At 69.8% G+C, this 20,160-nt stretch carries 25 protein-coding genes and 1 tRNA gene; 8 read left to right on the plus strand and 18 right to left on the minus strand.

Annotated features, from left to right (window positions below; all coding sequences use genetic code 11):
- The 10 genes from AB6A66_RS07310 to pyk form a co-directional block, all read right to left on the minus strand.
- Window positions 1-876: a nitrilase-related carbon-nitrogen hydrolase gene (locus AB6A66_RS07310; protein WP_371055370.1), complete on the minus strand. Its 876-nt coding sequence runs from the start codon at window positions 874-876 to the stop codon at window positions 1-3.
- Window positions 877-1,015: 139 nt separating this feature from the next.
- Window positions 1,016-1,252, minus strand: a complete 237-nt coding sequence (locus tag AB6A66_RS07315; protein WP_371055371.1) for a phenylalanyl-tRNA synthetase subunit beta — start codon at window positions 1,250-1,252, stop codon at window positions 1,016-1,018.
- Between the two features lie 30 nt (window positions 1,253-1,282).
- Window positions 1,283-1,804, minus strand: a complete 522-nt coding sequence (locus tag AB6A66_RS07320; protein WP_371055372.1) for a DUF6647 family protein — start codon at window positions 1,802-1,804, stop codon at window positions 1,283-1,285.
- 277 nt (window positions 1,805-2,081) lie between these two features.
- On the minus strand, window positions 2,082-2,399 hold the full coding sequence (gene yecR / locus AB6A66_RS07325) for a YecR family lipoprotein (RefSeq protein WP_371037999.1): 318 nt from the start codon (window positions 2,397-2,399) through the stop codon (window positions 2,082-2,084).
- A 151-nt stretch (window positions 2,400-2,550) separates the two neighbouring features.
- Window positions 2,551-3,624, minus strand: coding sequence for a phenylalanine--tRNA ligase subunit alpha (gene pheS, locus AB6A66_RS07330; protein ID WP_371055373.1), 1,074 nt, complete (start codon window positions 3,622-3,624; stop codon window positions 2,551-2,553).
- A gap of 59 nt (window positions 3,625-3,683) precedes the next feature.
- A complete protein-coding gene (locus AB6A66_RS07335) occupies window positions 3,684-4,793 on the minus strand; it encodes a Hint domain-containing protein (protein ID WP_371055374.1) in 1,110 nt (369 codons plus the stop codon).
- 194 nt (window positions 4,794-4,987) lie between these two features.
- Window positions 4,988-5,353, minus strand: a complete 366-nt coding sequence (rplT, locus tag AB6A66_RS07340) for a 50S ribosomal protein L20 (protein ID WP_371037995.1) — start codon at window positions 5,351-5,353, stop codon at window positions 4,988-4,990.
- Window positions 5,354-5,365: 12 nt separating this feature from the next.
- Window positions 5,366-5,566, minus strand: a complete 201-nt coding sequence (rpmI, locus tag AB6A66_RS07345; RefSeq protein ID WP_371055375.1) for a 50S ribosomal protein L35 — start codon at window positions 5,564-5,566, stop codon at window positions 5,366-5,368.
- Between the two features lie 105 nt (window positions 5,567-5,671).
- The gene (locus tag AB6A66_RS07350) at window positions 5,672-5,896 is read right to left on the minus strand and encodes a hypothetical protein (RefSeq protein WP_371055376.1); all 225 of its coding nucleotides are present in this window, start codon (window positions 5,894-5,896) and stop codon (window positions 5,672-5,674) included.
- A gap of 35 nt (window positions 5,897-5,931) precedes the next feature.
- Window positions 5,932-7,377 (minus strand): pyruvate kinase, encoded by a 1,446-nt coding sequence (gene pyk / locus AB6A66_RS07355; RefSeq protein WP_371037992.1) that lies wholly within the window; start codon window positions 7,375-7,377, stop codon window positions 5,932-5,934.
- Between the two features lie 115 nt (window positions 7,378-7,492).
- On the opposite strand from pyk, the gene AB6A66_RS07360 reads away from it, so the two are divergent.
- Together AB6A66_RS07360 and AB6A66_RS07365 are read left to right on the plus strand one after the other, a co-directional pair.
- Window positions 7,493-8,239, plus strand: coding sequence for an N-formylglutamate amidohydrolase (locus tag AB6A66_RS07360; protein ID WP_371055377.1), 747 nt, complete (start codon window positions 7,493-7,495; stop codon window positions 8,237-8,239).
- A gap of 14 nt (window positions 8,240-8,253) precedes the next feature.
- Window positions 8,254-8,568, plus strand: coding sequence for a DUF1244 domain-containing protein (locus tag AB6A66_RS07365; RefSeq protein WP_371055378.1), 315 nt, complete (start codon window positions 8,254-8,256; stop codon window positions 8,566-8,568).
- 52 nt (window positions 8,569-8,620) lie between these two features.
- On the opposite strand, the gene AB6A66_RS07370 is transcribed toward AB6A66_RS07365, so the two are convergent.
- Genes AB6A66_RS07370 through dgcN form a run of 3 tightly spaced genes read right to left on the minus strand, consistent with a single transcriptional unit; the run spans window position 8,621 to window position 11,496 of the window.
- Entirely contained in the window at window positions 8,621-9,481 is an 861-nt protein-coding gene (locus tag AB6A66_RS07370; protein ID WP_371055379.1) for a D-amino-acid transaminase, read from the minus strand.
- A gap of 15 nt (window positions 9,482-9,496) precedes the next feature.
- Entirely contained in the window at window positions 9,497-10,462 is a 966-nt protein-coding gene (dgcA, locus tag AB6A66_RS07375) for an N-acetyl-D-Glu racemase DgcA (RefSeq protein ID WP_371055380.1), read from the minus strand.
- A 32-nt stretch (window positions 10,463-10,494) separates the two neighbouring features.
- Window positions 10,495-11,496, minus strand: coding sequence for an N-acetyltransferase DgcN (gene dgcN / locus AB6A66_RS07380; RefSeq protein ID WP_371055381.1), 1,002 nt, complete (start codon window positions 11,494-11,496; stop codon window positions 10,495-10,497).
- Window positions 11,497-11,889: 393 nt separating this feature from the next.
- Between dgcN and AB6A66_RS07385 the strand changes: the two genes are divergently transcribed.
- Window positions 11,890-12,867: a CoA ester lyase gene (locus tag AB6A66_RS07385; RefSeq protein ID WP_371037986.1), complete on the plus strand. Its 978-nt coding sequence runs from the start codon at window positions 11,890-11,892 to the stop codon at window positions 12,865-12,867.
- 81 nt (window positions 12,868-12,948) lie between these two features.
- Here AB6A66_RS07385 and AB6A66_RS07390 read toward each other — a convergent pair whose 3' ends face one another.
- Entirely contained in the window at window positions 12,949-13,401 is a 453-nt protein-coding gene (locus tag AB6A66_RS07390) for an Lrp/AsnC family transcriptional regulator (RefSeq protein ID WP_371055382.1), read from the minus strand.
- Between the two features lie 72 nt (window positions 13,402-13,473).
- Here AB6A66_RS07390 and AB6A66_RS07395 point away from each other — a divergent pair, with 72 nt between their 5' ends.
- Window positions 13,474-14,064, plus strand: coding sequence for a LysE family translocator (locus AB6A66_RS07395; RefSeq protein WP_371055383.1), 591 nt, complete (start codon window positions 13,474-13,476; stop codon window positions 14,062-14,064).
- A gap of 58 nt (window positions 14,065-14,122) precedes the next feature.
- Entirely contained in the window at window positions 14,123-15,085 is a 963-nt protein-coding gene (locus AB6A66_RS07400; protein WP_371055384.1) for an acetyl-CoA carboxylase carboxyltransferase subunit alpha, read from the plus strand.
- Between the two features lie 87 nt (window positions 15,086-15,172).
- Here AB6A66_RS07400 and AB6A66_RS07405 read toward each other — a convergent pair whose 3' ends face one another.
- From AB6A66_RS07405 to AB6A66_RS07415, 3 genes are all read right to left on the minus strand, one after another.
- Window positions 15,173-16,357 carry a cation:proton antiporter gene (locus AB6A66_RS07405; protein WP_371055385.1) on the minus strand — a complete coding sequence of 395 codons (1,185 nt, stop codon included), beginning with the start codon at window positions 16,355-16,357 and terminating at the stop codon, window positions 15,173-15,175.
- Window positions 16,354-17,007: a GntR family transcriptional regulator gene (locus AB6A66_RS07410; protein WP_371039432.1), complete on the minus strand. Its 654-nt coding sequence runs from the start codon at window positions 17,005-17,007 to the stop codon at window positions 16,354-16,356. Before AB6A66_RS07410 ends, AB6A66_RS07405 begins: the two co-directional genes overlap by 4 nt.
- Window positions 17,008-17,069: 62 nt before the next feature.
- Window positions 17,070-17,756, minus strand: coding sequence for a M48 family metallopeptidase (locus tag AB6A66_RS07415; RefSeq protein WP_371055386.1), 687 nt, complete (start codon window positions 17,754-17,756; stop codon window positions 17,070-17,072).
- Between the two features lie 102 nt (window positions 17,757-17,858).
- Between AB6A66_RS07415 and AB6A66_RS07420 the strand changes: the two genes are divergently transcribed.
- On the plus strand, window positions 17,859-18,179 hold the full coding sequence (locus AB6A66_RS07420) for a TIGR02300 family protein (RefSeq protein ID WP_371039434.1): 321 nt from the start codon (window positions 17,859-17,861) through the stop codon (window positions 18,177-18,179).
- Between the two features lie 104 nt (window positions 18,180-18,283).
- A tRNA-Ala gene (locus AB6A66_RS07425) sits at window positions 18,284-18,359 on the plus strand.
- Between the two features lie 58 nt (window positions 18,360-18,417).
- Here the strand turns inward: AB6A66_RS07425 and AB6A66_RS07430 are convergent.
- A complete protein-coding gene (locus AB6A66_RS07430; protein ID WP_371055387.1) occupies window positions 18,418-18,615 on the minus strand; it encodes a hypothetical protein in 198 nt (65 codons plus the stop codon).
- A 293-nt stretch (window positions 18,616-18,908) separates the two neighbouring features.
- Here AB6A66_RS07430 and AB6A66_RS07435 point away from each other — a divergent pair, with 293 nt between their 5' ends.
- Window positions 18,909-20,156, plus strand: coding sequence for a malonyl-CoA decarboxylase (locus tag AB6A66_RS07435; RefSeq protein WP_371055388.1), 1,248 nt, complete (start codon window positions 18,909-18,911; stop codon window positions 20,154-20,156).
- Window positions 20,157-20,160 lie beyond the last annotated feature (4 nt).

The raw sequence follows: 20,160 nt of genomic DNA on the forward strand, positions 1-20,160 counted from the left end.
TCAATCCTCTTCGCGGATGATGTCCGGCACGCCGAGCCGGTCGAGCAGGCGGTCGGTCTCGCGCGCGACGAGGCCGATGTTGCTGTCGCGCACCGTGGGCAGAAGCGCCCGGGCGCGGCGCACTTGCGCGTAGTCGACCTCGGCGGTGATGAGTTCGGGCTCGGATCCCGCCACGGCGAGCGCCTCGCCGAAAGGCCCGAGGATGCGCGAGCCGCCCCAGAACGTCAGGTCGAGTTCCGGGCCCACGCGGTTCACCATGACCGAGGGTGCGCCGTATATCATCGAGTAGAAATGCATTGTGGCCGCCCAGCCGGCCGGGTTGTCGAAGCCCTCGCCCACGGCTTCCACCCCGGACGAGATCGGCGAGACGAGGAGCGTCGCGCCATGCAGGAACGCAAGATGCGTCAGCGCCGGGTTCCACAGATCGGCGCAGATGAGCAGCCCGAGACGCCAGTCCTCGTCGACGGCGTGGGTGTCCACGAAGCGGCCCTGCGCGTAGTACTTCGTCTCGATCAGCTTGCCGTAGGAGGGCAGGTTGATCTTGCGGTGCAGGTAGATGCAGCGCCCGCCCCTGTAGACGCCCGCCGCGTTGTAGAACTGCGCCGCCGGCCCCTCCTCGATGAAACCGGCGACCACGATCATGTCGCCCGCGGCGCGGCTCAGCTCCAGCAGGCGGGGGTCGTCGCGTTTCATGGTGATGTCGAGAAGTCGCTCGGCGCCGTAATGCCCGACGAGGCTGAGCTCGGGGAAGACCAGAAGATCCGCCCCCGCTGCGCGGGCCTCGTCCACCCAGCGCTGATGCTCGGCGAAATTGGCCTCGAGATCGCCGATATGGCTCGCGCATTGCGCGGCGGCGATGGTGAGCGTGCGGGTCATGGCGCCTCCGGTGTCGTGCGGACCGGCCCCCCTTGGCGCGGGCCGGGACCCGGGTCAAGCATGCTCGGCGTGGGGCGGGCGCGGGGGCCGGCGGGTGCGCCGCGTCAGGGGGCACGCGCCGCGGCGCGGGGCCGAGGCGTCACCTTTCCTTCGGCGCCTGTCCGTCGTCCCTGGCGGCCCGGTCCTGTCGGTCGCGCCGGTGCGCACGCAGCCAGAGCGCCACCGCGCCCGCCGGCAGAAGCACGACGGCCCAGGCCAGGACGTTGATCCGCGTCAGCTCCGCCTTCAGTTCCGGCGGCACGTGGGGCGAGGCCCAGAGCCCGACATTCCCGAGGATCACGAGCACGACGACGCCGATTGCGAAAAGAATGCGCATATAGGGATGGTAGCGCGCCGGCGCGCCGCGTCAGGGGTGCGGGGTTTGCCCGCATTTCGACCAGAACCAGATCTGAAGCCAGTCGAATTCCGCCACGAGGCCCTGCTCGGCCATCCATGCTTCCTGCAGCTTGTAGGCTTCCCACTCCGTCGCGTTGGGACATTCCCAGGCGCGGTTGGCGAACTGCACGTCGTGGACGAGCTCGTGCAGCAGGACGGAGCGCTGGCGCGGGTCCTCCGGATCCCATGGCCCGACGAGGTAGATCACCCGGGCCTCGTAGTCGTAGACGCCGCGCTCCCCGGGCTCCACCAGCGCGTTGCCGCCGGGATAGTCCAGCACGTCGCCCTCGTCACAGAAGAAGATGGCCGGCGGGTCCGTCTTCACCCCGGCCACCTCGTAGCCCGACGCCGCCCCGATCCAGTCGAACAGCGCGGCGACGAGAGCGGGCGAGGGGCGCATGCAGTCCTCGCGCTCCGGCACGATCTCTGCCGTGGCAGGGAACGGTGCCGCAAGGACGGCTAGGACCGCGAAGGCGCGAAGGGCAGTATGCATGGGTCGGCAGGATACCGGACCCCGCCCCGTGCGTCATCGCCCGGTTTCAGCCCCTCTCAACGCGGTCGGGTTCATGTCCCGCCCCATCGCGACCCTGTTGCACGTTCCTCGAAGGACGCGACGCCGACGCCGGCGCACGTCATGCGGGGGTGAGCCGGTCGGAGTGGGACACCGGCCGGAAAGCCGGGCCTTGCCGTTCCGCGTCCGGGCGTCTCGCCGCGGTCGCGGGGTGCCCAGCGGCAACGCAACGCCCCAGCCGTGACCGCGATGCGGCGCGTTATCCGCGCCCGAGGCACTGGTAGGTTCTGGATACCGTCGACATCATGCAATTGCCCCAACCGTCGAAAGCCTGGCACTGCGTGTTGGTGCCTTCGAACGGCTCGGCCTTCCTGTAGCCCCATGCGCGGCAGCGCGCATCCGCGGACCCTTGTGCGGCCTCCCAGTCGGGCGTGACCATCTCGTAGGAGGATTGCTGGTAAGACAACACGACGTTCGCGTCGGCACGACTGCCGGCCGTGGGAACCGGAACCTTGGTAACCTCCGTGCAGGCAGCGACAAGGAACGGCACGGCGACAAGTATTCTGGTCCAGTTCATCTTTCCCTCGGCTCATGGCGCAACAAGACATGACGGCGCGATCGTCAGGCGGATGCGACAACCGTCGCCATCACCGTCGCGGGAATGTGCTAACAGAGGGTTAATTCAGGAAACCGAAGCGCGCGACGTTCCGCGGTGAAACGCGCCCGCCTTACCGGCTCAATCCGCCATGCAGCGTCGGCACGTCGAGCGCGGCGAAGCCGTAGTGGCGGAGCCAACGCAGGTCGCTGTCGAAGAAGGCGCGCAGGTCGGGGATGCCGTATTTCAGCATGGCGATGCGGTCGATCCCCATACCGAAGGCGAAGCCCTGCCAGTAGGCCGGGTCGATGTTGCCGGCCATCAGCACCTTGGGGTGGACCATGCCGCTCCCGAGGATCTCCAGCCAGTCGTCGCCTTCTCCGACCTTGAGCTGGCCGCCTTCCCAGGAGCAGCGGATGTCCACCTCCGCCGAGGGCTCGGTGAACGGGAAATGCGAGGCGCGGAAGCGCAGCTCCACCTCCTCCACCTCGAAGAAGGCGCGCACGAACTCCTCCAGCACCCATTTGAGGTTCGCCATGGAGATGTCGCGGTCGATCGCGAGCCCCTCCACCTGGTGGAACATGGGCGTGTGGGTCTGGTCGTAGTCGGCACGGTAGACGCGCCCAGGGCAGATCACCCGGAGCGGCGCGCCCGCCATCTCCATCGCCCGGATCTGGACGGGCGAGGTGTGGGTGCGCAGCACGTGGGGGGGCCGGTCGTCGCCCTCGGCGCGGTGCATGTAGAAGGTGTCCATCTCGGCGCGCGCGGGATGGTGGCCTGGGATGTTGAGCGCGTCGAAATTGTGCCAGTCGCTTTCCACCTGCGGGCCCTCGGCCACCGAGAAGCCCATGTCGGCGAAGATGGCGGTGACCTCCTCGGTCACCTGGCTGATCGGGTGGATCGTGCCCTGCCGCCGGGTGCGGGCGGGCAGCGTCACGTCGAGCCATTCCGCGCGCAGCCGCTCGTCGAGCGCGGCGTCGGCGAGCGCGGCCTTCTTGGCGGCCAGCGCCGCGTTGATCTCGTCCTTCAGCGCGTTGAGCGCCGGGCCCGCGACCTGGCGCTCCTCGGGGCTCATCTTGCCCAGCTCGCGCATCTTCAGGCTGATCTCGCCCTTCTTGCCCAGGGCCTGGACGCGCAGCGCCTCGAGCGCGGCTTCGTCACCCGCTTCCGCGATGGCGTTGAGGTATGTCTCGCGCAGATCGTCCATGCCGCCCCCCGGGAATTGCGCGGTCTACCTAGCGGGCGGTCCGCGGCGGCGCAAGCGGCTCAGGCGGGCAGGCCCGTCAGCGCCATGCCGTTCCGGCGATGCCGCCGCACGAGGCCGCGCTGGCGGTGACCGGCGGGGATCGGGCGCGCCGGATCGCACAGACGCGTGACCGTGACGCCCGGGAACACGAGTTCGAGTTCCCGCAGCGCCGCCGGTTCCAGCCGGCGCGCGGCCTCGGGCCCCAGCAAGAGCGTTTCGCTCGGCGCCCCCTCGGCCAGGATCACCTCGTGACGGTCGAGCACGAGGTGGACATAGGTCAGCGCCCCGGCGGGCGTCTCGCTGCGGATGCCGGGCAGGCCGAGCAGGCGCACGGCCGGGATCAGGACCTCGGATGTTCCGAACATGCGCCAGACGATCGGCGAGGTGACGAGCATCCGGTGCTGTCGCGAGACGCGCAGCGTCCGGTGCGGCAGGCCGCCGCCGAGCGCACCGGCCTCGATCCGCACGGGGCGCAGGCGGGGCTCCTGCGCGAAGGCCTCGGGCCGAACGCATCGCGACAGGCAAAGCCGCAGCGGGCGCACCTGCCCCGCCGCGGTGCGCACCGGATCGCCGGGCCGCAGCTTCTCGACGGGAACCTCCCCGTCGGGGGTGGCGATCCGGGTGCCGGCGGCGAAGCAGATCGGCGAGACCAGATCGCCGGCCTCGATCGTGGGCTCCCCGGCGAAGCCCGGCCCCTCGAAGGCGCCGACCACGCGCAGATCGACCCCGGCGGGCGGGAAGGCCCCGGGATCGCCGACGAAGGCCAGCCCCTCGACCGTGCCGTAGGCGGGCGACTGCCCCGGCTCGTTGATGTTGTAGCCGACGACGTCCCATTCCTCGCCGGTCGCCTCGTTGCGCAGGGTGAGGCGATACTCGCCCTCCACCACCGTGTTGTTGGAATAGGACGTGCCGTCGAAACTCTGGTTCCCGCGCAGGACCTGGTTGCCGTCGTTGTCGTCGAAGGTGGTATCGTTGTCACCGATGCGCGTTTCCTGCCACGCGCGCGAATCGAGGCGGATCGTCTCGCCCACCAGATGCGTGCCGTCGCCCTGGGTGACGCCGCTGAGCGACTTGCCGCCGCTGACCGTGATGTTGGACGCGCCAAGCGCCCAGACCGAATAATTCGGCATCTGATGCCTGCTCCTGCCAGCCGTCGCGGCGGTGACCGCGTGCGGCCGGACGCACCGGTTTCGTTGCCCGGCTTCCCTGCCCTGCGCGTTCCATAGCAAAGGGGCGCGGGCCTGGGAAAGCCTGCGCCCCGATCATGGCACCAGTTTGTTGCCCGTGCGTTACGGGCGGTGCGTCGCCTTTCCGCCCGCGGCGATCAGGCCGCCAGCGCGCCCTTGGCCTTCTCGACGATGGCGCCGAAGGCCTGCGGCTCGCGCACGGCGAGATCGGCGAGCACCTTGCGGTCCACCTCGACCCCGGCGCGGTTCAGCCCGTCGATGAAGCGCGAGTAGGTCAGCGCCTCGTCATGGGCGCGCACCGCGGCGTTGATCCGCTGGATCCAGAGCGCGCGGAAGCTGCGCTTGCGGTTCCTGCGGTCGCGGGTGGCGTACTGGTTGGCCTTGTCGACGGCCTGCTTGGCCACCTTGAAGGTGTTCTTGCGCCGGCCGTAATAGCCCTTTGCGGCCTTGATGACCTTCTTGTGGCGCGCGTGGGTGACGGTTCCGCCCTTGACTCTCGACATCCCGAATCCTCCTCAGCGCTGGTAGGGCATCATCGGCTTGACGATCTGCTCGTCAGCCTTCGACATCACGTCCGTGCCGCGGGCGTTGCGGATGAACTTGTTCGTCCGCTTGATCATCCCGTGGCGCTTGCCCGCCGGCTGGAACTTGATCCGGCCCGAGGCCGTCACCTTGAACCGCTTCTTGCAGCTCGACTTCGTCTTGAGCTTCGGCATTTCCGTCTCCTTCAGGGTCGGTGGGCGCGCGACTCGGCATGCCGTTCCGGCCGGCCGCGCGGTGCGAGCGCGCCTCTTACAGGCCGCGCGCGCCTCTGGCAAGGGCTACTGAAGCACCCGGCCGATCACGGCGATCACCGCCTCGGGCACGTCGGCCAGCCTGTAGCCGCCCGGCTTCTGCGTGAGCGCCCAGACCACGAGCCCGCCCGCCCCCAGCAGGGCGAGCATGGCCACGCGTGACACGCGCCTTTCCGAATAGGCCGAGACCATGGCCGGAATGGCGAACACCCCGATTCCAAGCCCGATGACCAACGCCGTGTCGGCGTCCATGGCGCGCGCCTCCGCTGGCTTTCCGCAGGGGAAGGCTACTCCGGATCGGACTTGTAGATCAAACGCTCGTCGCAGGGCGCCACGCGCAGGATGTTCGTGGTGCCGGGGACGTTGAACGGCACGCCCGCGGTGACGACGATCTGGTCGTCGCCATCGGCATAGCCCGCGGCCCGCGCCGCGCGCGCGGCATTCACGACGGCCTGCTTGAAACGGTGGAGCTCGGCCGTCATCACGCAATGCGTCCCCCAGGTCAGCGCGAGGCGCCGCGCCACGCCGCGCAGGTTCGTCATGGCGATGATCGGCACGCGCGGACGCTCGCGCGCGATCAGAAGCGCGGTGGTGCCCGACTGGGTGAAACAGGCGATGGCCTTGATCTCGGTGGTCTCCGCGATCTCGCGCGCCGCCGCGACGATGCCGTCGGCGATGCTTTCGCGCCGGGCCACCCGGGAGGCTTCTATGATCTCGGTGTAGGTCGGATCGCTTTCCACCTCGCGGGCGACCGCGTCCATTGTCGTCACCGCCTCCACCGGGTACTGCCCCGCCGCGCTCTCCGCCGAGAGCATGATGGCGTCCGCCCCCTCGTAGATCGCGGTGGCAACGTCCGAGACCTCGGCGCGCGTGGGCATCGGGCTTTCGATCATGCTTTCCAGCATCTGCGTGGCCACGATCACGGGTTTCGCGGCGGCGCGGCACTTGCGGACGATCCGCTTCTGGATCGGCGGCACGTTCTGCACCGGCAGTTCCACGCCCAGATCACCCCGCGCCACCATGATCCCGTCCGAGGCGGCGATGATGTCGTCGATGCAGCGCACCGCGGCGGGTTTCTCGATCTTCGACAGCACCGCCGCGCGGCCCTGGACGAGCTGCCGCGCCTCGATCACGTCCTCGGGGCGCTGCACGAAGGACAGCGCGAGCCAGTCGACGCCGAGCGCGCAGACGAATTCCAGGTCGGCCCGATCCTTGTCGGACAGCGCGGCCAGGGGCAGCACCACGTCTGGCACATTGACGCCCTTGCGGTTCGAGACCGTGCCGCCGGTGATCACCGTGCAGTCGGCGAAATCCGCGCCGCAATCCTCGACCCGGAGGCGCACCTTACCGTCATCCACGAGAAGCTGCGCGCCCGGTTCGAGCGCGGCGAAGATCTCGGGATGCGGCAGCCGCACCCGCGTGGCGTCGCCCTCCGCCGCGTCGAGGTCGAGGCGAAACCGCGCGCCCTCGGCAAGCTCGACCTCGCCGTCCGCGAAGGTCCCGACCCGCAGCTTCGGCCCCTGCAGGTCGGCGAGGATACCGATGGGACTGTCGAGCTCCTTTTCCACCTGCCGGATGATGCGGTGACGCTCCGCGATCTCCTCGTGGGTGCCGTGGCTCATGTTGAGGCGGAACACGTCGGCACCGGCCTCGTGCAGCGCGCGGATGCGGGCGTGATCGTTCGAGGCCGGGCCAAGCGTGGCGACGATCTTGACGTTGCGCAGGCGTCTCATGGGGTTTCCTTCAACCGGACCGGGCCGGGCATGCCCGTCGCGTCGCGGCGCATCATGGGCATTTCACTTCCGCCCGCAACTGTCCTATGCAATGGCCCGGCAAGGTGACGCGGAAATGACATATCACCCCTTCCATGTTCATGGCGCGGCGAGGGAGAGCCGCTGGCTCGTGACCTGCGATCACGCGGCGAACACGGTGCCCGAAAGCGTGAATGGCGGCTGCCTGGGCCTGCCCGCCGAGGAGATGGCGCGCCACATCGCCTACGACCCCGGCGCCGCGGGGCTCTCGCGCGCGCTGGCCGACTCGCTGGGCGCGCCCGCGATCCTGTCGAACTTCTCGCGCCTCGTGATAGATCCCAACCGCGGCGAGGACGATCCGACGCTGCTGATGAAGCTCTACGACGGCACGATCATCCCGGCGAACCGCCGCGCCGACGCGGCGGAGGTGGAGCGCCGGCTCGACCTTTTCCACCGGCCCTACCACGCCGCGCTGGCCGGGCTGGCCGCGCGGCGCCCGGACACGGTGATCGTGGCCATCCATTCCTACACGCGCCAGCTGCGCGGGCGCCCGCCCCGGCCCTGGCATGTGGGCGTGCTGCACGGGCACGACCGGCGGCTCGCTGATCCCATGATCGCGCGGCTGATGGCGGAGCCGGACCTCTGCGTCGGGCGCAACCAGCCCTATGGCGGGCATCTGCCGGGGGATTCCATCGCGCGGCACGCGCTAGCCGAGGGCAGGCTCAACGTGCTGATCGAGCTTCGCAACGACATCATCCGCACCGAGGCGGAGCAGCGGGGCTGGGCGGCCCGCCTCGCGCCCATGCTTGACGCGGCGCTTGCCGAAGCCCAGCTTCCGGCGTGACCGAGGAGGACGCCATGGACGACCAGACCCGCATCGAACTCGAGGCCGCCGCCTTCCGCCGGCTCCGCCGGCACCTCATGGAGGACCGGCCCGACGTGCAGAACATCGACCTGATGAACCTCGCCGGGTTCTGCCGCAACTGCCTGTCGCGCTGGTATCAGGAGGCCGCCGCCGAGCGCGGCATCGAGATGGGCAAGGAAGAGGCCCGCGAGGTTTTCTACGGCATGCCCTATGCCGACTGGAAGGCTCGGAACCAGACGGAGGCGAACGCGGAGACGCAGGCCGCCTTCGAAAAGAGTTTCGCCGCCAACGTGGGTGACAAGGGCTGACGCCGCCCGGCGCGCGGGCGACAGGCGCATGCGCCCCGGCCCGCGTGGCCGATCAGATCGCCGCCTTCCGGCTTTCCTCGAGGTAGATCTCCCGCAGGCGCCGCGCGACGGGACCCGGCGTGCCGTCGCCCAGCGTCTCGTCGTCGATCTGCACCACCGGCATGACAAAGGCCGAGGCCGAGGTCACGAATGCCTCGTCGGCCGTTTTCGCCTCCTCGAGGGTGAAGCCGCGCTCGTCCACTTCCATCTGCGCCTCGCGGGCGAAACGCAGCACGGCGGCGCGGGTGATGCCGTGGAGGATCTCGTTGCCGAGATGCCGCGTGACGATCTTGCCGTTCTTGACGATGTAGGCGTTGTTGGAGGTGCCCTCGGTCACCTTGCCGTCCTCGACCATCCAGGCGTCGTCGGCGCCCGCGGCCTTCGCCATCATCTTGCCCATCGACGGGTAGAGCAGCTGCACCGTCTTGATGTCGCGCCGCCCCCAGCGGATGTCGGCGATCGAGATCACCTTGAGGCCGGTTTCGGCCTGCGGGCTGTCCGCGAGGCCGGGCTTCGACTGCGTGAAGAGCACCACGGTCGGCGCCGTCTCTTCCGCGTCGGGAAAGGCGAAATCACGGTCGCCCGGATTGCCCCGCGTGATCTGGAGATACACCAGCCCCTCCTCGATGCCGTTCCGGCGCACCAGTTCGCGGTGGATCTCCAGCAGCTCGTCGCGGTCCACCGGCGAGGACATGGAAAGCTCGGTGAGCGACCGGTCCAGCCGCGCGGCGTGGCCGTCGAAGTCGATCAGCTTGCCGTCGAGCACGCTCGTCACCTCGTAGACCCCGTCCGCGAAAAGGAAGCCGCGGTCGAAGACCGACACTTTCGCCTCGGTCTCCGGCAGGTAGTCGCCGTTCACGTAAACGGTGCGCATGGGCAGTCTCCTTTGTCAGCCCCAGAGGGCGGGCGCGGGCGGGTGCACGCCGGTCTCGTCGTAGGCGAGCGGCGCGGCGCGGTCCTCTGCCAGAAGAAGCGGCCCGTCAAGATCCGTCACCGCCGCACCCTGCGCCACCAGAACCGCGGGCGCCATGGCGAGCGAGGAGCCCACCATGCAGCCCACCATGATGCCGTAGCCCGCCTGCCGCGCCGAGTCGCGCAGAGCGAGCGCCTCGGTCAGGCCGCCTGTCTTGTCCAGCTTGATGTTGATCATGTCGTACTTGCCCGCGAGCGCGGGCAGGCTCGCCCTGTCGTGGCAGCTTTCGTCGGCGCAGACGGGCAGCGGGCGCGCCATGCCGGCGAGCGCGTCGTCCTCTCCGGCGGGCAGGGGCTGCTCCACCATCTCCACGCCGAGCCGCACGAGATGCGGCGCGAGATCAGCGTAGACCTCGGCGCTCCAGCCCTCGTTGGCGTCCACGATGATCCGCGACCGCGGCGCGCCCCGCCGCACCGCTTCCACGCGCGGCATGTCCTCGGGCGTGCCGAGCTTGATCTTCAGAAGCGGGCGATGCGCATGTCGCGCGGCCTGCGCCTCCATCGCCTCCGGCGTGTCGAGCGAGAGCGTGTAGGCGGTGATCTCCGGGCCGGGCGCGGGCAATCCCGCGAGTTCCCAGACGCGCCTTCCGGCGCGCTTCGCCTCCCAGTCCCAAAGCGCGCAGTCCACCGCGTTCCGCGCCGCGCCGGGGGGCAGCGCCTCTTGCAGGGCCGCACGGTCGATGCCGTCGGGCAGGCCGGCGATCTCGGCCTCCACGCTCTCCAGCGTCTCGTCGTAGCGCGCGTAGGGCACGCATTCACCCCACCCGGTCGCGTCAGCCCGCGTCACCCGCGCGGTCAGAACCCGCGCCTCGGTGCGCGAGCCGCGCGAGATGGTGAACGCCTGTGCGAGCGGGAACACGTCGCGGCTGGTTTCGATGGCCAAGGGTCCGACTCCTTTCCGCGGGCGCGCCGCCGTCAGATGGCGGCGAGCGCGTCCACGAGACGGCCCGCGCCGTGGCGGAACGGATCGACCGTGGGCAGGCCCATGCGCGCCTCGACCGTCGCGCAGTAATCGCGCGCCTCGTCCTCGCCCATGTGCTGGGTGTTCACCGACACGCCCGCCACCTCGCAGGCCGGATTGGCAACGCGGGCGAGCGGCAGCGCCGTGTCGCGCAGCGCTTCGAGGCTCGGCACCGCGTAATCGGGCAGGCCGCGCAGGTGCTGGCGCGTGGGTTCGTGGCACAGGATCAGCGCATCCGGCTGACCGCCATGGACGAGCGCGAGCGTGACGCCGGAATAGCTGACATGGAACAGGCTGCCCTGCCCTTCGATCACGTCCCAGTGGTCGGGGTCGTTATCGGGGGTGAGCCATTCCACCGCGCCGGCCATGAAATCGGCCACCACCGCGTCGAGCGGCACACCGTCGCCGGTGATGAGGATGCCGGTCTGGCCGGTGGCGCGGAAACTCGACTTCATGCCGCGCTCGCGCATCTCCGCGTCGATCGCGAGCCCGGTATACATCTTGCCCACCGAGCAGTCGGTGCCGACGCCGAGCACGCGCTTGCCCGAGCGCGTCTTGCCGTCGGCGATGGGATACTTCACCTCGGGCACGCGCACGTCGTGCAGCGCGCGGCCCGTGGCCTTGGCCACCGCCACCAGATCGGGTTCGTCGCGCAGCAGGTTGTGCAACCCCGAGGCGAGGTCGAACCCTTCCTCGAGCGCGGTCACCAGCACCTTCTTCCACGCCTTCGAGATCACGCCGCCGCGGTTGGCCACGCCGATCACGAGCGTTTTCGCGCCGGCGGCCCTCGCAGCCGCGAGATCCATGTCCTCGAGGCCGAGATCGGCCTTGCAGCCCTCCATCCGGTACTGGCCGACGGCGTTCTCGGGACGCCAGTCCTTGATGCCCTGCGCCACCTTCGCGGCCAGCGGATCCGGCGCGTCGCCAAGGAAGAGCAGATAGGGTGTTTCGATCATCGCGGGCCTCCCGTCCTTCGTTCTGCCACCTTACCGCGGGCTGAAGCAATTGCATTGCAAAGCTGAAGACTGAGAGGGGCCGGACGCAAGGTTCTTCGAAAAGTTGCCCCGAATCCGCGCAGGATGCTCCGCCCTTCGCAGCGCCAGGGATCACTTCCTTCGATTGCGGCGGCGGTCGGCCGACGATAGCCGCCCCTTGGGGAAATGGCGTCGCTAAGCGCGTGCGCCAGTCCGGATGCGCGTCGGGCCTCGCCCACGGTCCGGTGGCGGGTCGCCCGCGTTCGCGCAAGATCGCGTCGCGCGCGGCCTCTCCCGCGAAAGCGTCTTGCGCGCGAGGGGCCGATTGTCTAGCCCCGGTGCGGACGGACAGTGACATCAGACGAGGAACGGCCCATGAGCTTCCGCATCCCCCCGCAGCCGCCCGCGCGCCCCAACCGCTGCCAGCTCTTCGGCCCGGGCTCGCGCCCGGAACTCTTCGAGAAGATGGCGGCGAGCGCGGCCGACGTCATCAACCTCGATCTCGAGGATTCCGTGGCACCCGACGACAAGGACAAGGCGCGCGCGAACGTCGTCGAGGCGATCAACGGCCTCGACTGGGGCAAGAAGACGCTGAGCGTCCGGATCAACGGGCTCGACACGCCCTACTGGTATCGCGACGTGGTGGACCTGCTCGAGCAGACGAACGGGCGGCTCGATGCCGTCATGATCCCGAAGGCGGGGTGCGAGGGCGACATCTATGCCGTGGATGCGCTGGTGACGGCCGTCGAGGCCGCCAGCGGCAAGGACAAGCGCATCGGGTTCGAAGCGATCATCGAGACGGCGGCGGGCCTCGCCCATGTCGAGGAGATCGCGGCGGCGAGCCCGCGGATGGAGTCGCTGCACCTGGGACCCGCGGACTACGCCGCCTACATGGGCATGGCGACCACCCACATCGGCGGGACGCAGGACAACTACTACATGCTGTCGCCCAAAGAGGGGGACGGCGCCCGCCAGACGCATTACGCCGATCCGTGGCACTATCCGCTGGTGGCGATCGTCGCGGCCTGCCGGACGCACGGCCTCCTGCCGGTGGACGGACCCTTCGGGGATTTCTCGGATCCCGACGGGTTCAGGGCGCAGGCGCTGCGCTCGGCCACGCTGGGCTGCGTCGGCAAATGGGCGATCCATCCCAGCCAGGTGGAGCTGTCCAACGAGATCTTCACCCCCTCGCAGGCCGCGGTGGACAACGCCCGCGCCATCATCGCCGCCATGGAGGAGGCGAAAGCCGCGGGCAAGGGTGCTGTAACCTACAACGGCAAGCTCATCGACATCGCGTCGATCAAGCAGGCCGAGGTGATCGTGCGCCAGTCCGAACTGATCGAGGCGCAGTAGACCGCACTAGAAGGCGCACCTCGAAGGCCCGCCCGGGCGCCCCTGCGCCCGGGCGGGCGCGCCGGGTGGCGCGTCCTTCCGTCAGCCCCTTTCGTCCTTCGGCGATGCCATCACCACGTAGGTCTGCAGGGTCTGCACCTGCGGCAGGGCGCCCAGGATGTCGGTGTGGAACCGCTTGTAGGCGGGCAGGTCCGGCACCTCGACCCGCAGCAGATATTCCACCGCGCCGGTGATGTTGTGGCATTCGCGGACCTCCGGCGCGCGGGCCATGGCGCGTTCGAAGGCGTCCTGGCTCGACTTCGTGTGGTGGTTGAGCCCGACCGTCACGTAGGCGACGAAACCGATCCCGGTCTTTTCCGGCGACAGCACGGCGCGGTAGCCCGCGATCACGCCCGCCTTCTCGAGCGCGGCCACCCGGCGCAAGCTGGCGGAGGGCGACAGGCCGACCCGCTCCGCCAGGGCGAGATTGCTGATCCGGCCGTCGCGGGTCAGTTCGCGCAATATCCGGCGGTCCATGTCGTCCAACTCGGTCATGAATTGCGTACATACCTTCGGGCGCCGCATGATTGCAATTTATCGCCACGAAAAGTGGCGAAGTATTGTGCCATGACGCCCGATATCCTTCTCGCCCTCGCCCTTTTCGCCGGCGCGACGCTTTTCACCCCGGGGCCGAACAACCTGATGCTCATGGCATCCGGCGCGAATTTCGGCCTGCGGCGCACGCTTCCGCACCTGGCGGGGGTGGCGTTCGGCTTCCCGCTGATGATCGTTCCCGTGGGCCTGGGCGTCATGCAGCTTTTCGACCTCTGGCCGACCGCCTACACGCTGCTGACGGTCTTCTCGGTCGCCTACATCCTCTGGCTCGCGTGGAAGATCGCGCATGCCGCCCCGCCGCCCGAGGCGCAGACCAACGCCCGGCCGCTGGGGTTCTTCCAGGCGGCGGGGTTCCAGTGGGTCAATCCCAAGGCGTGGTCCATGGCGCTCGGGGCCATCACGCTTTACGCGGCCGAGCGCGATCTCTCCTCCACTCTCTGGATCGCCGGGGTCTTCGCGGCGCTCGGCACCCTGTCCGCGCTTGCCTGGGTGACGCTGGGCACCGCCGCGCGACGCCTGATGGCCGATCTGCGCCGGTTGCGGGTCTTCAACCGGGTCATGGCGGTGCTGCTGATCGCGTCAATGTTGCCCGTTCTTCTCTGATCCAGCGCATTGCATCCGGCCGCAGCGGTCGGCATACACGCCGCAAGCGAGGACGCCGATGACCCATTATCTGGATTTCGAGAAACCGCTTGCCGAGATCGAGGGCAAGGCAGAGGAGTTGCGCGCGCTCGCGCGGACGTCCGAAGGCATGGATGTCGAGGAGGAGGCCGTCGCGCTCGACCGCAAGGCCGCGGCCATGCTCGCCCAGCTTTACAAGGACCTGACGCCCTGGCGGAAATGCCAGGTGGCGCGCCATCCGCAGCGTCCGCACTGCATCGATTACGTCGGCCGGCTGTTCGAGGAGTTCACGCCGCTCGCGGGCGACCGCAACTTCGCGGATGACCATGCCGTGATCGGCGGACTCGGGCGGCTCGGCGACCGGCCGGTGATGGTGATCGGCCACGAGAAGGGCTTCGACACCAAATCCCGGATAGAACGCAATTTCGGCATGGCCCGGCCCGAGGGCTACCGCAAGGCGATCCGGCTGATCGACCTGGCGGATCGCTTCGGCCTGCCGGTGGTCACGCTGGTCGACACGCCCGGCGCCTATCCCGGCAAGGGCGCGGAGGAGCGCGGCCAGTCCGAGGCGATCGCCCGCTCCACCGAGGCCTGCCTGAAGCTCGGCGTGCCGCTCGTCTCGGTCGTGATCGGCGAGGGCGGTTCGGGCGGCGCGGTGGCCTTCGCCACGGCGAACCGCGTGGCGATGCTGGAGCATTCGGTCTATTCCGTGATCTCGCCCGAGGGCTGCGCGTCGATCCTCTGGAAGGACGCGGAAAAGATGCGCGAGGCGGCCGAGGCGCTTCGGCTGACGGCGCAAGACCTGCTGAAGCTCGGGGTGATCGACCGCATCGTGCCGGAGCCGCTGGGCGGGGCGCACCGCGATGCGGGCGCCTCGATCGACGCGGTGGGCGCATCGCTCCGCGAGATGCTGGCAGAGCTCGACGGGCAGGATCGCGACAAGCTGCGCGCCGACCGCCGGCAGAAGTTCCTCGACATGGGGGCCCGCGGCCTGGCCGCCTGAGCGGCATCGCTTACGCCAGAACCGCACGCGCGGCATCCGCCGGTCGCGCGGCGCCCGCACGAGTCGCGACAGCCTGCGCCGGATGGCCTAGCCCTCGTCCCGGGCGCGACGGGCCGCCCAGACCGTGACGGCCGGGCCGATCAGCTCGAAAAGCACCGTCGTCCCGAGCGTCAGCGTGAGGATCGTGTCCGCCGCCTCGGGAAACTCCTGCGCGGCCACGAGCGCCATGCCCACCGCCACCCCGGCCTGGGGCAGCAGGGCGGGGCCGTAAAGCGCGCGGTCCCGCGCCGACGCGCCGGCGAGCCATCCGCCGGCCCAGCCGCCGGCGAGACGCGCGGCGATCCGCAGCGCGACGTACCCCGCCCCGAGCGCGCCCAACGCCAGGAGCTTCCCGATCTCGAGCGAGGCGCCCGCGAGCACGAAGAACAGGATCATGAAGGGCCACTGCACATGCTCGATCTCATGGAACGCCCGCTCGTGGTGACGCGCGAGGTTCACGATCGCCGCGCCCGCCGTCATCGCGGTAAGCAGGAACGAGACCTCGAGCCAGAGCGACAGCCCCGCGGCCAGGAACACGAGCCCGAGCGCCTCGGTCAGGGAGGGCTCCCCGGGCTTCAGCCGTCCGGTGAGCACGGCGCCGGGCAGGCCGAGCGCCAGCCCGAGGGCGAGCGCGCCGCCGATCTCCCAAGCGGCCTCAAGCAGCATCTCGCCGCCTGCCGCGCCGGCGAGCGCCTTCGCCGCCACCACGGCGAGCGCGAAGGTCAGCATGCCCCAGGCGTCGTCGATGGCGACGATGCCCCGCAGCGTGTCGACGAAGCCGCCTTTGGCGCCGGACTGGTTGATCGCGTCGGTCGCGGCCGCGGGATCGGTCGCCGTCGCGATCGCGCCCAGAACCAGTGCGACCCCGGGGGCCAGGCCGAGCGCCCATAGGCCCGCGCCGACACCCAGGACGGTGACCACCACGATGGCAAGCGAGATCAGCAGGATCGAACGGCCGTGGGCGGCGAGCGTCTCGCGCTTCAGCGTGCCGCCCAAAAGGAAGGCGACGAGGCTGAGCGCCGTGACCGAGAGAAAGGAATACGCCTCGCGGGCGGCGGCCGGGATCAGGTCGAGCCCCGACCCGCCCGCAACGATCCCGATCCCCAGAAGCAGCGTGACCCGCGGCAGCGAGGTGCGCTGGCCCAGCGCATCCGCGACCAGACCCGAGAGGAAGAGCGCGCCGAGCGCCACGAAAAGCGGCGCCAGGCCGGAGGGATCGCCGTGGCCCGTCACGCCGTGAGCATCTTCAGCCCCTGCGTCACGTCCGAACGCACGGCGAGGCGCAGCCCCGGCTCGTCGCCCGCCTTGAGCGCGGCGATGATGAGCCGGTGGAAGTGGGGCGGCTCCTTGCGCCGCAGCTTTCCGTAGAGGGCCCGCATGGTGGGGCCGAGTTGAAGCCACACCGTCTCTGCCATGGCCAGCATCGCCGGCGCCTGCGCGCGCAGGTAGAGCGCCCGGTGAAACTCCAGGTTGGCGCGGATATAGGCCACGGCATCGTGGCGGGCCACGGCCTCGGCGACGCCGGTGTTGATCGTCTGAAGGCGCTCGATCAGCGCCATGTGGGCGCGCGGCAGGGCGCGGCTGGCCAGTTCCACCTCGAGAAGCGCGCGAAGCGCCGCCAGCTCCTCGATCCGCTCGTTCGACAGTTCGGGGGTGGCGACGCGCCCGGAGGCGGACATCGACAGCGCGCCTTCCGCCACGAGCCGCCGCAACGCCTCGCGCGCGGGGGTCATCGAGACATCGAACTCCCGCCCGATGCCGCGCAGCGTGAGCGCCTGGCCCGGCGCCAGCTGGCCGTGCATGATGCGGGTGCGCAGCCCGCGGTACACGCGGTCATGGGCGGCCGGCGGCGCCGCATCGGAGGGTCGGGGGTTCAGCAGCATCGACCCGGAATGTGATCACGGTCGCCGCGGGGGTCAATCGGCTTTCCACCCCTGCCGCCTTCTCAGAAGCGGTAGCGGTGAAGCGTGGGCCCGTTCCGTCGCAGCCAGCGGCGCGGGCCGTCGAAGGGGCCGTGCAGCCGTTCCACCACGGCCCAGAAGGCGCGCGAATGGTTCATCTCCTCCAGGTGCGCGACTTCATGCGCCGCGACGTAGTCCAGCACCTCCGGCGGCGCCATCACCAGGCGCCACGAATAGCTGAGCGTGCCCCGCGCCGAACAGGATCCCCAGCGCGAGCGCGTGTCGCGGACGGCAAGACCGGCATAGGGCCGGCCGAGGACCGCCGCGTAGCGGTCCGAGGCCTGTGCGAGGCGCGTGCGCGCCAGTGCCCTGAGCCAGCCGCGCAGGCGGGCCGCGCAGTCGGCCTCGGCGCCCGGCACGAGAAGCCGTCCGGCTTCGGCCCGCACCGAGCGGCCCGTCCCGGCGGCGATGACGAGCGGGCGGCCCTCCACCGGCAGTTCCGTTCCGTGGCGCACGTCGAGCGTTCCGGGGTGGCTTGCGAGATGCGTGCGAAGCCAGCCCTCCTTGTCGCGGGCGAAGGCCAGCGCCTCGCTTTCCCGCACGCCGGGCGGCAGGGTCAGCGTCACCCGCCCGTCGAGGGAGGAGACGCGCAACGAGATGCGCCGCGCGCGCGCCGAGTGGCGCAGCGTGAGCTGGATCGGGGGGTTGCCCGGAAGGACGTGCTCACCCATATCCATCATCTCCGTTCCGCGCTCGGCCAAAGGCTTTGACACGCCCCCGGCCTTGTGGCAGGAGCGCCGAGTCACCGGCAAGAGCAGTTGCGAGGGATTTCCATGCCCAAGGAAGAATGGGGCGTCAAGCGCGTGTGCCCGACAACCGGGAAACGGTTCTACGACCTCAACCGCGATCCCATCGTCAGCCCCTACACGGGCGAAGTCGTCGAGCTCGACAAGAGCCGCGGGCGCATGATCGCGGCCGATGCGGAGGACAAGGCCACCGCGAAGTCGAAGGCCAAGAAGACCGACGACACGGTCATCGAGGAGGACGACGTGGACGTCGAACTGGGGGACGACGTTCTCGAGGATGACGACGAGGACAGCAACGTCTCTCTCGACGATATCGCCGATGTGTCCAACGAGGACGACGAGGGCTGACGCCCATCGCGGAAGCGTCGTGGCGGCCGCGGATTTTTCCGCTTGATCCCGCCCCGGCCTTTGCCTAGACACCGGCGCACGGTCGGAAGCGACCGTCGCTCAAAGGGGCCTTAGCTCAGCTGGGAGAGCGCTTGCATGGCATGCAAGAGGTCACCGGTTCGATCCCGGTAGGCTCCACCAATCCCCCGAAATCAGCCCGGCCCGCCGCCCTCAACGCAGGCGACGGGGGCGGCATGCATCAGCCCGCCAGCAGCAGCCTCCAGACCAGGTAGTTCGGGGCGACGCAGACGAAGGCGATCAGGAATAGCTTGCTGGCATGGACCGCGCGGGCCAGCAGGGATCCCGGTTCGTTGGCGGCGGTGAAATTCATGATCGCGGCGCCCGCGACGAAACCCGCGGCTTCGCGTCGCAGGCGCTCGCGCTCGATCGACGCCATGGCGAGCTCGCGGCGACGGCGCAGGGCCTCCGTCCTCGAATCTGCGGAATCGGCCGCTGTGGCGGCGGGCGAGACATCTTGTCCATCCATCGGTTTTTCCCTTGTTCCGTCGCTGCGCGAGCTAGCGCTGCGCGCACGCGTGTCTAGGCGGGCGCCGTCGGTCCATGCGGGATCGGGTTGATCTTGCCGGCCGCCGGCCGCACCATCCCCCTAGATCGCGGCGCGGCGGGCTGCAAGCCGCCTCCGCCGGCAGGTGACGCAGGGAAAACCTGCCACGCAACGGAACCCTTGAGATGACGCTTTTTGCCGATCTTCTTTCCACGATCTTCGAACGCCGGTTTCGGGCGTCGCGTCCGCTCGGCCGCGACGACCGGTCCACCGGGGAACTCGCCTCGGCGCTCGTCGGCGCGACCGGGGAGGTGTCGGGCCTTGCCATCGCGCAGCATATCCTCAACCGCTTCGAAACGATGGACGACGCCGAGAAGCGCGCCTTCTTCGGTCACCTCGCACGGGACATGAACGTCACGCCCGACGCCGTGCGCACCGCGCTCGCGGCCTACGAGGCCGAACCGAGCAAGGCCACCTACCGTGCCTTCGTCGCCGCAGCCGAGGCGCCGCGGCAGGAGTTTCTGCGCCGGCTGAACCAGGCGCCCGGGGCGACGGGCCGGCTCGTGCGGATGCGCGCCGACCTTCTGCGCCTCGGGGCGGGCGATCCCGAGCTCGAGGCGCTGGATCTCGATTTCAGGCACCTCTTCCTGTCGTGGTTCAATCGCGGCTTCCTCGTGCTTCGCCCGATCAACTGGGAAAGCCCCGCGCACATCCTCGACAAGATCATCGCCTACGAGGCGGTGCACGCCATCGACAGCTGGGACGACCTGCGCCGCCGCCTCGCGCCGGCGGACCGGCGCTGCTTCGCCTTCTTCCACCCGGCGATGCCGGACGAGCCGCTCATCTTCGTCGAGGTGGCGCTCACCTCCGGCGTTCCCGGCTCGATCCAGGCGCTTCTGGCGGAGGACCGCGCGCCGCTTCCCTCGGCGAAGGCCGACACGGCGGTGTTCTACTCGATCTCGAACTGCCAGGCGGGGCTTGGCGGCATCTCCTTCGGCAATTCGCTCATAAAGCAGGTTGCCGCGGACCTTTCGGCGGAACTGCCATCGCTGAAGACCTTCGTGACGCTTTCGCCCATCCCCGGGCTCGCGCGCTGGGTCGAAGAGACCGGCCAGACCGTCCAGAGCGGCGACCCCGAGGCGCTGCGCCGGCTCGCCGCGCGCTACCTGCTGACCGCGAAGCGCGAGGACGGGCTGCCGCGCGACCCGGTGGCGCGCTTCCATCTCGGGAACGGCGCGGTGGTGCATGCCGTCCATGCCGAGGCCGACACCTCCGACAAGGGCCGCGCGCAGTCCTTCGGAACCATGGTGAACTATCTTTACGATCTCGATGCCCTGGCGCAGAACCACGAGCGTTTCGCCGCCACGCGGGAGGTCGCCGCCGCGCGCGAGGTCCGCGCCCTCGCCGCCGCGTCCGAGACGACCGCCGCCTGACAGG

The sequence above is a fragment of the Rhodosalinus sp. K401 genome, assembly GCF_041365735.1.
GTDB lineage: Bacteria > Pseudomonadota > Alphaproteobacteria > Rhodobacterales > Rhodobacteraceae > Rhodosalinus.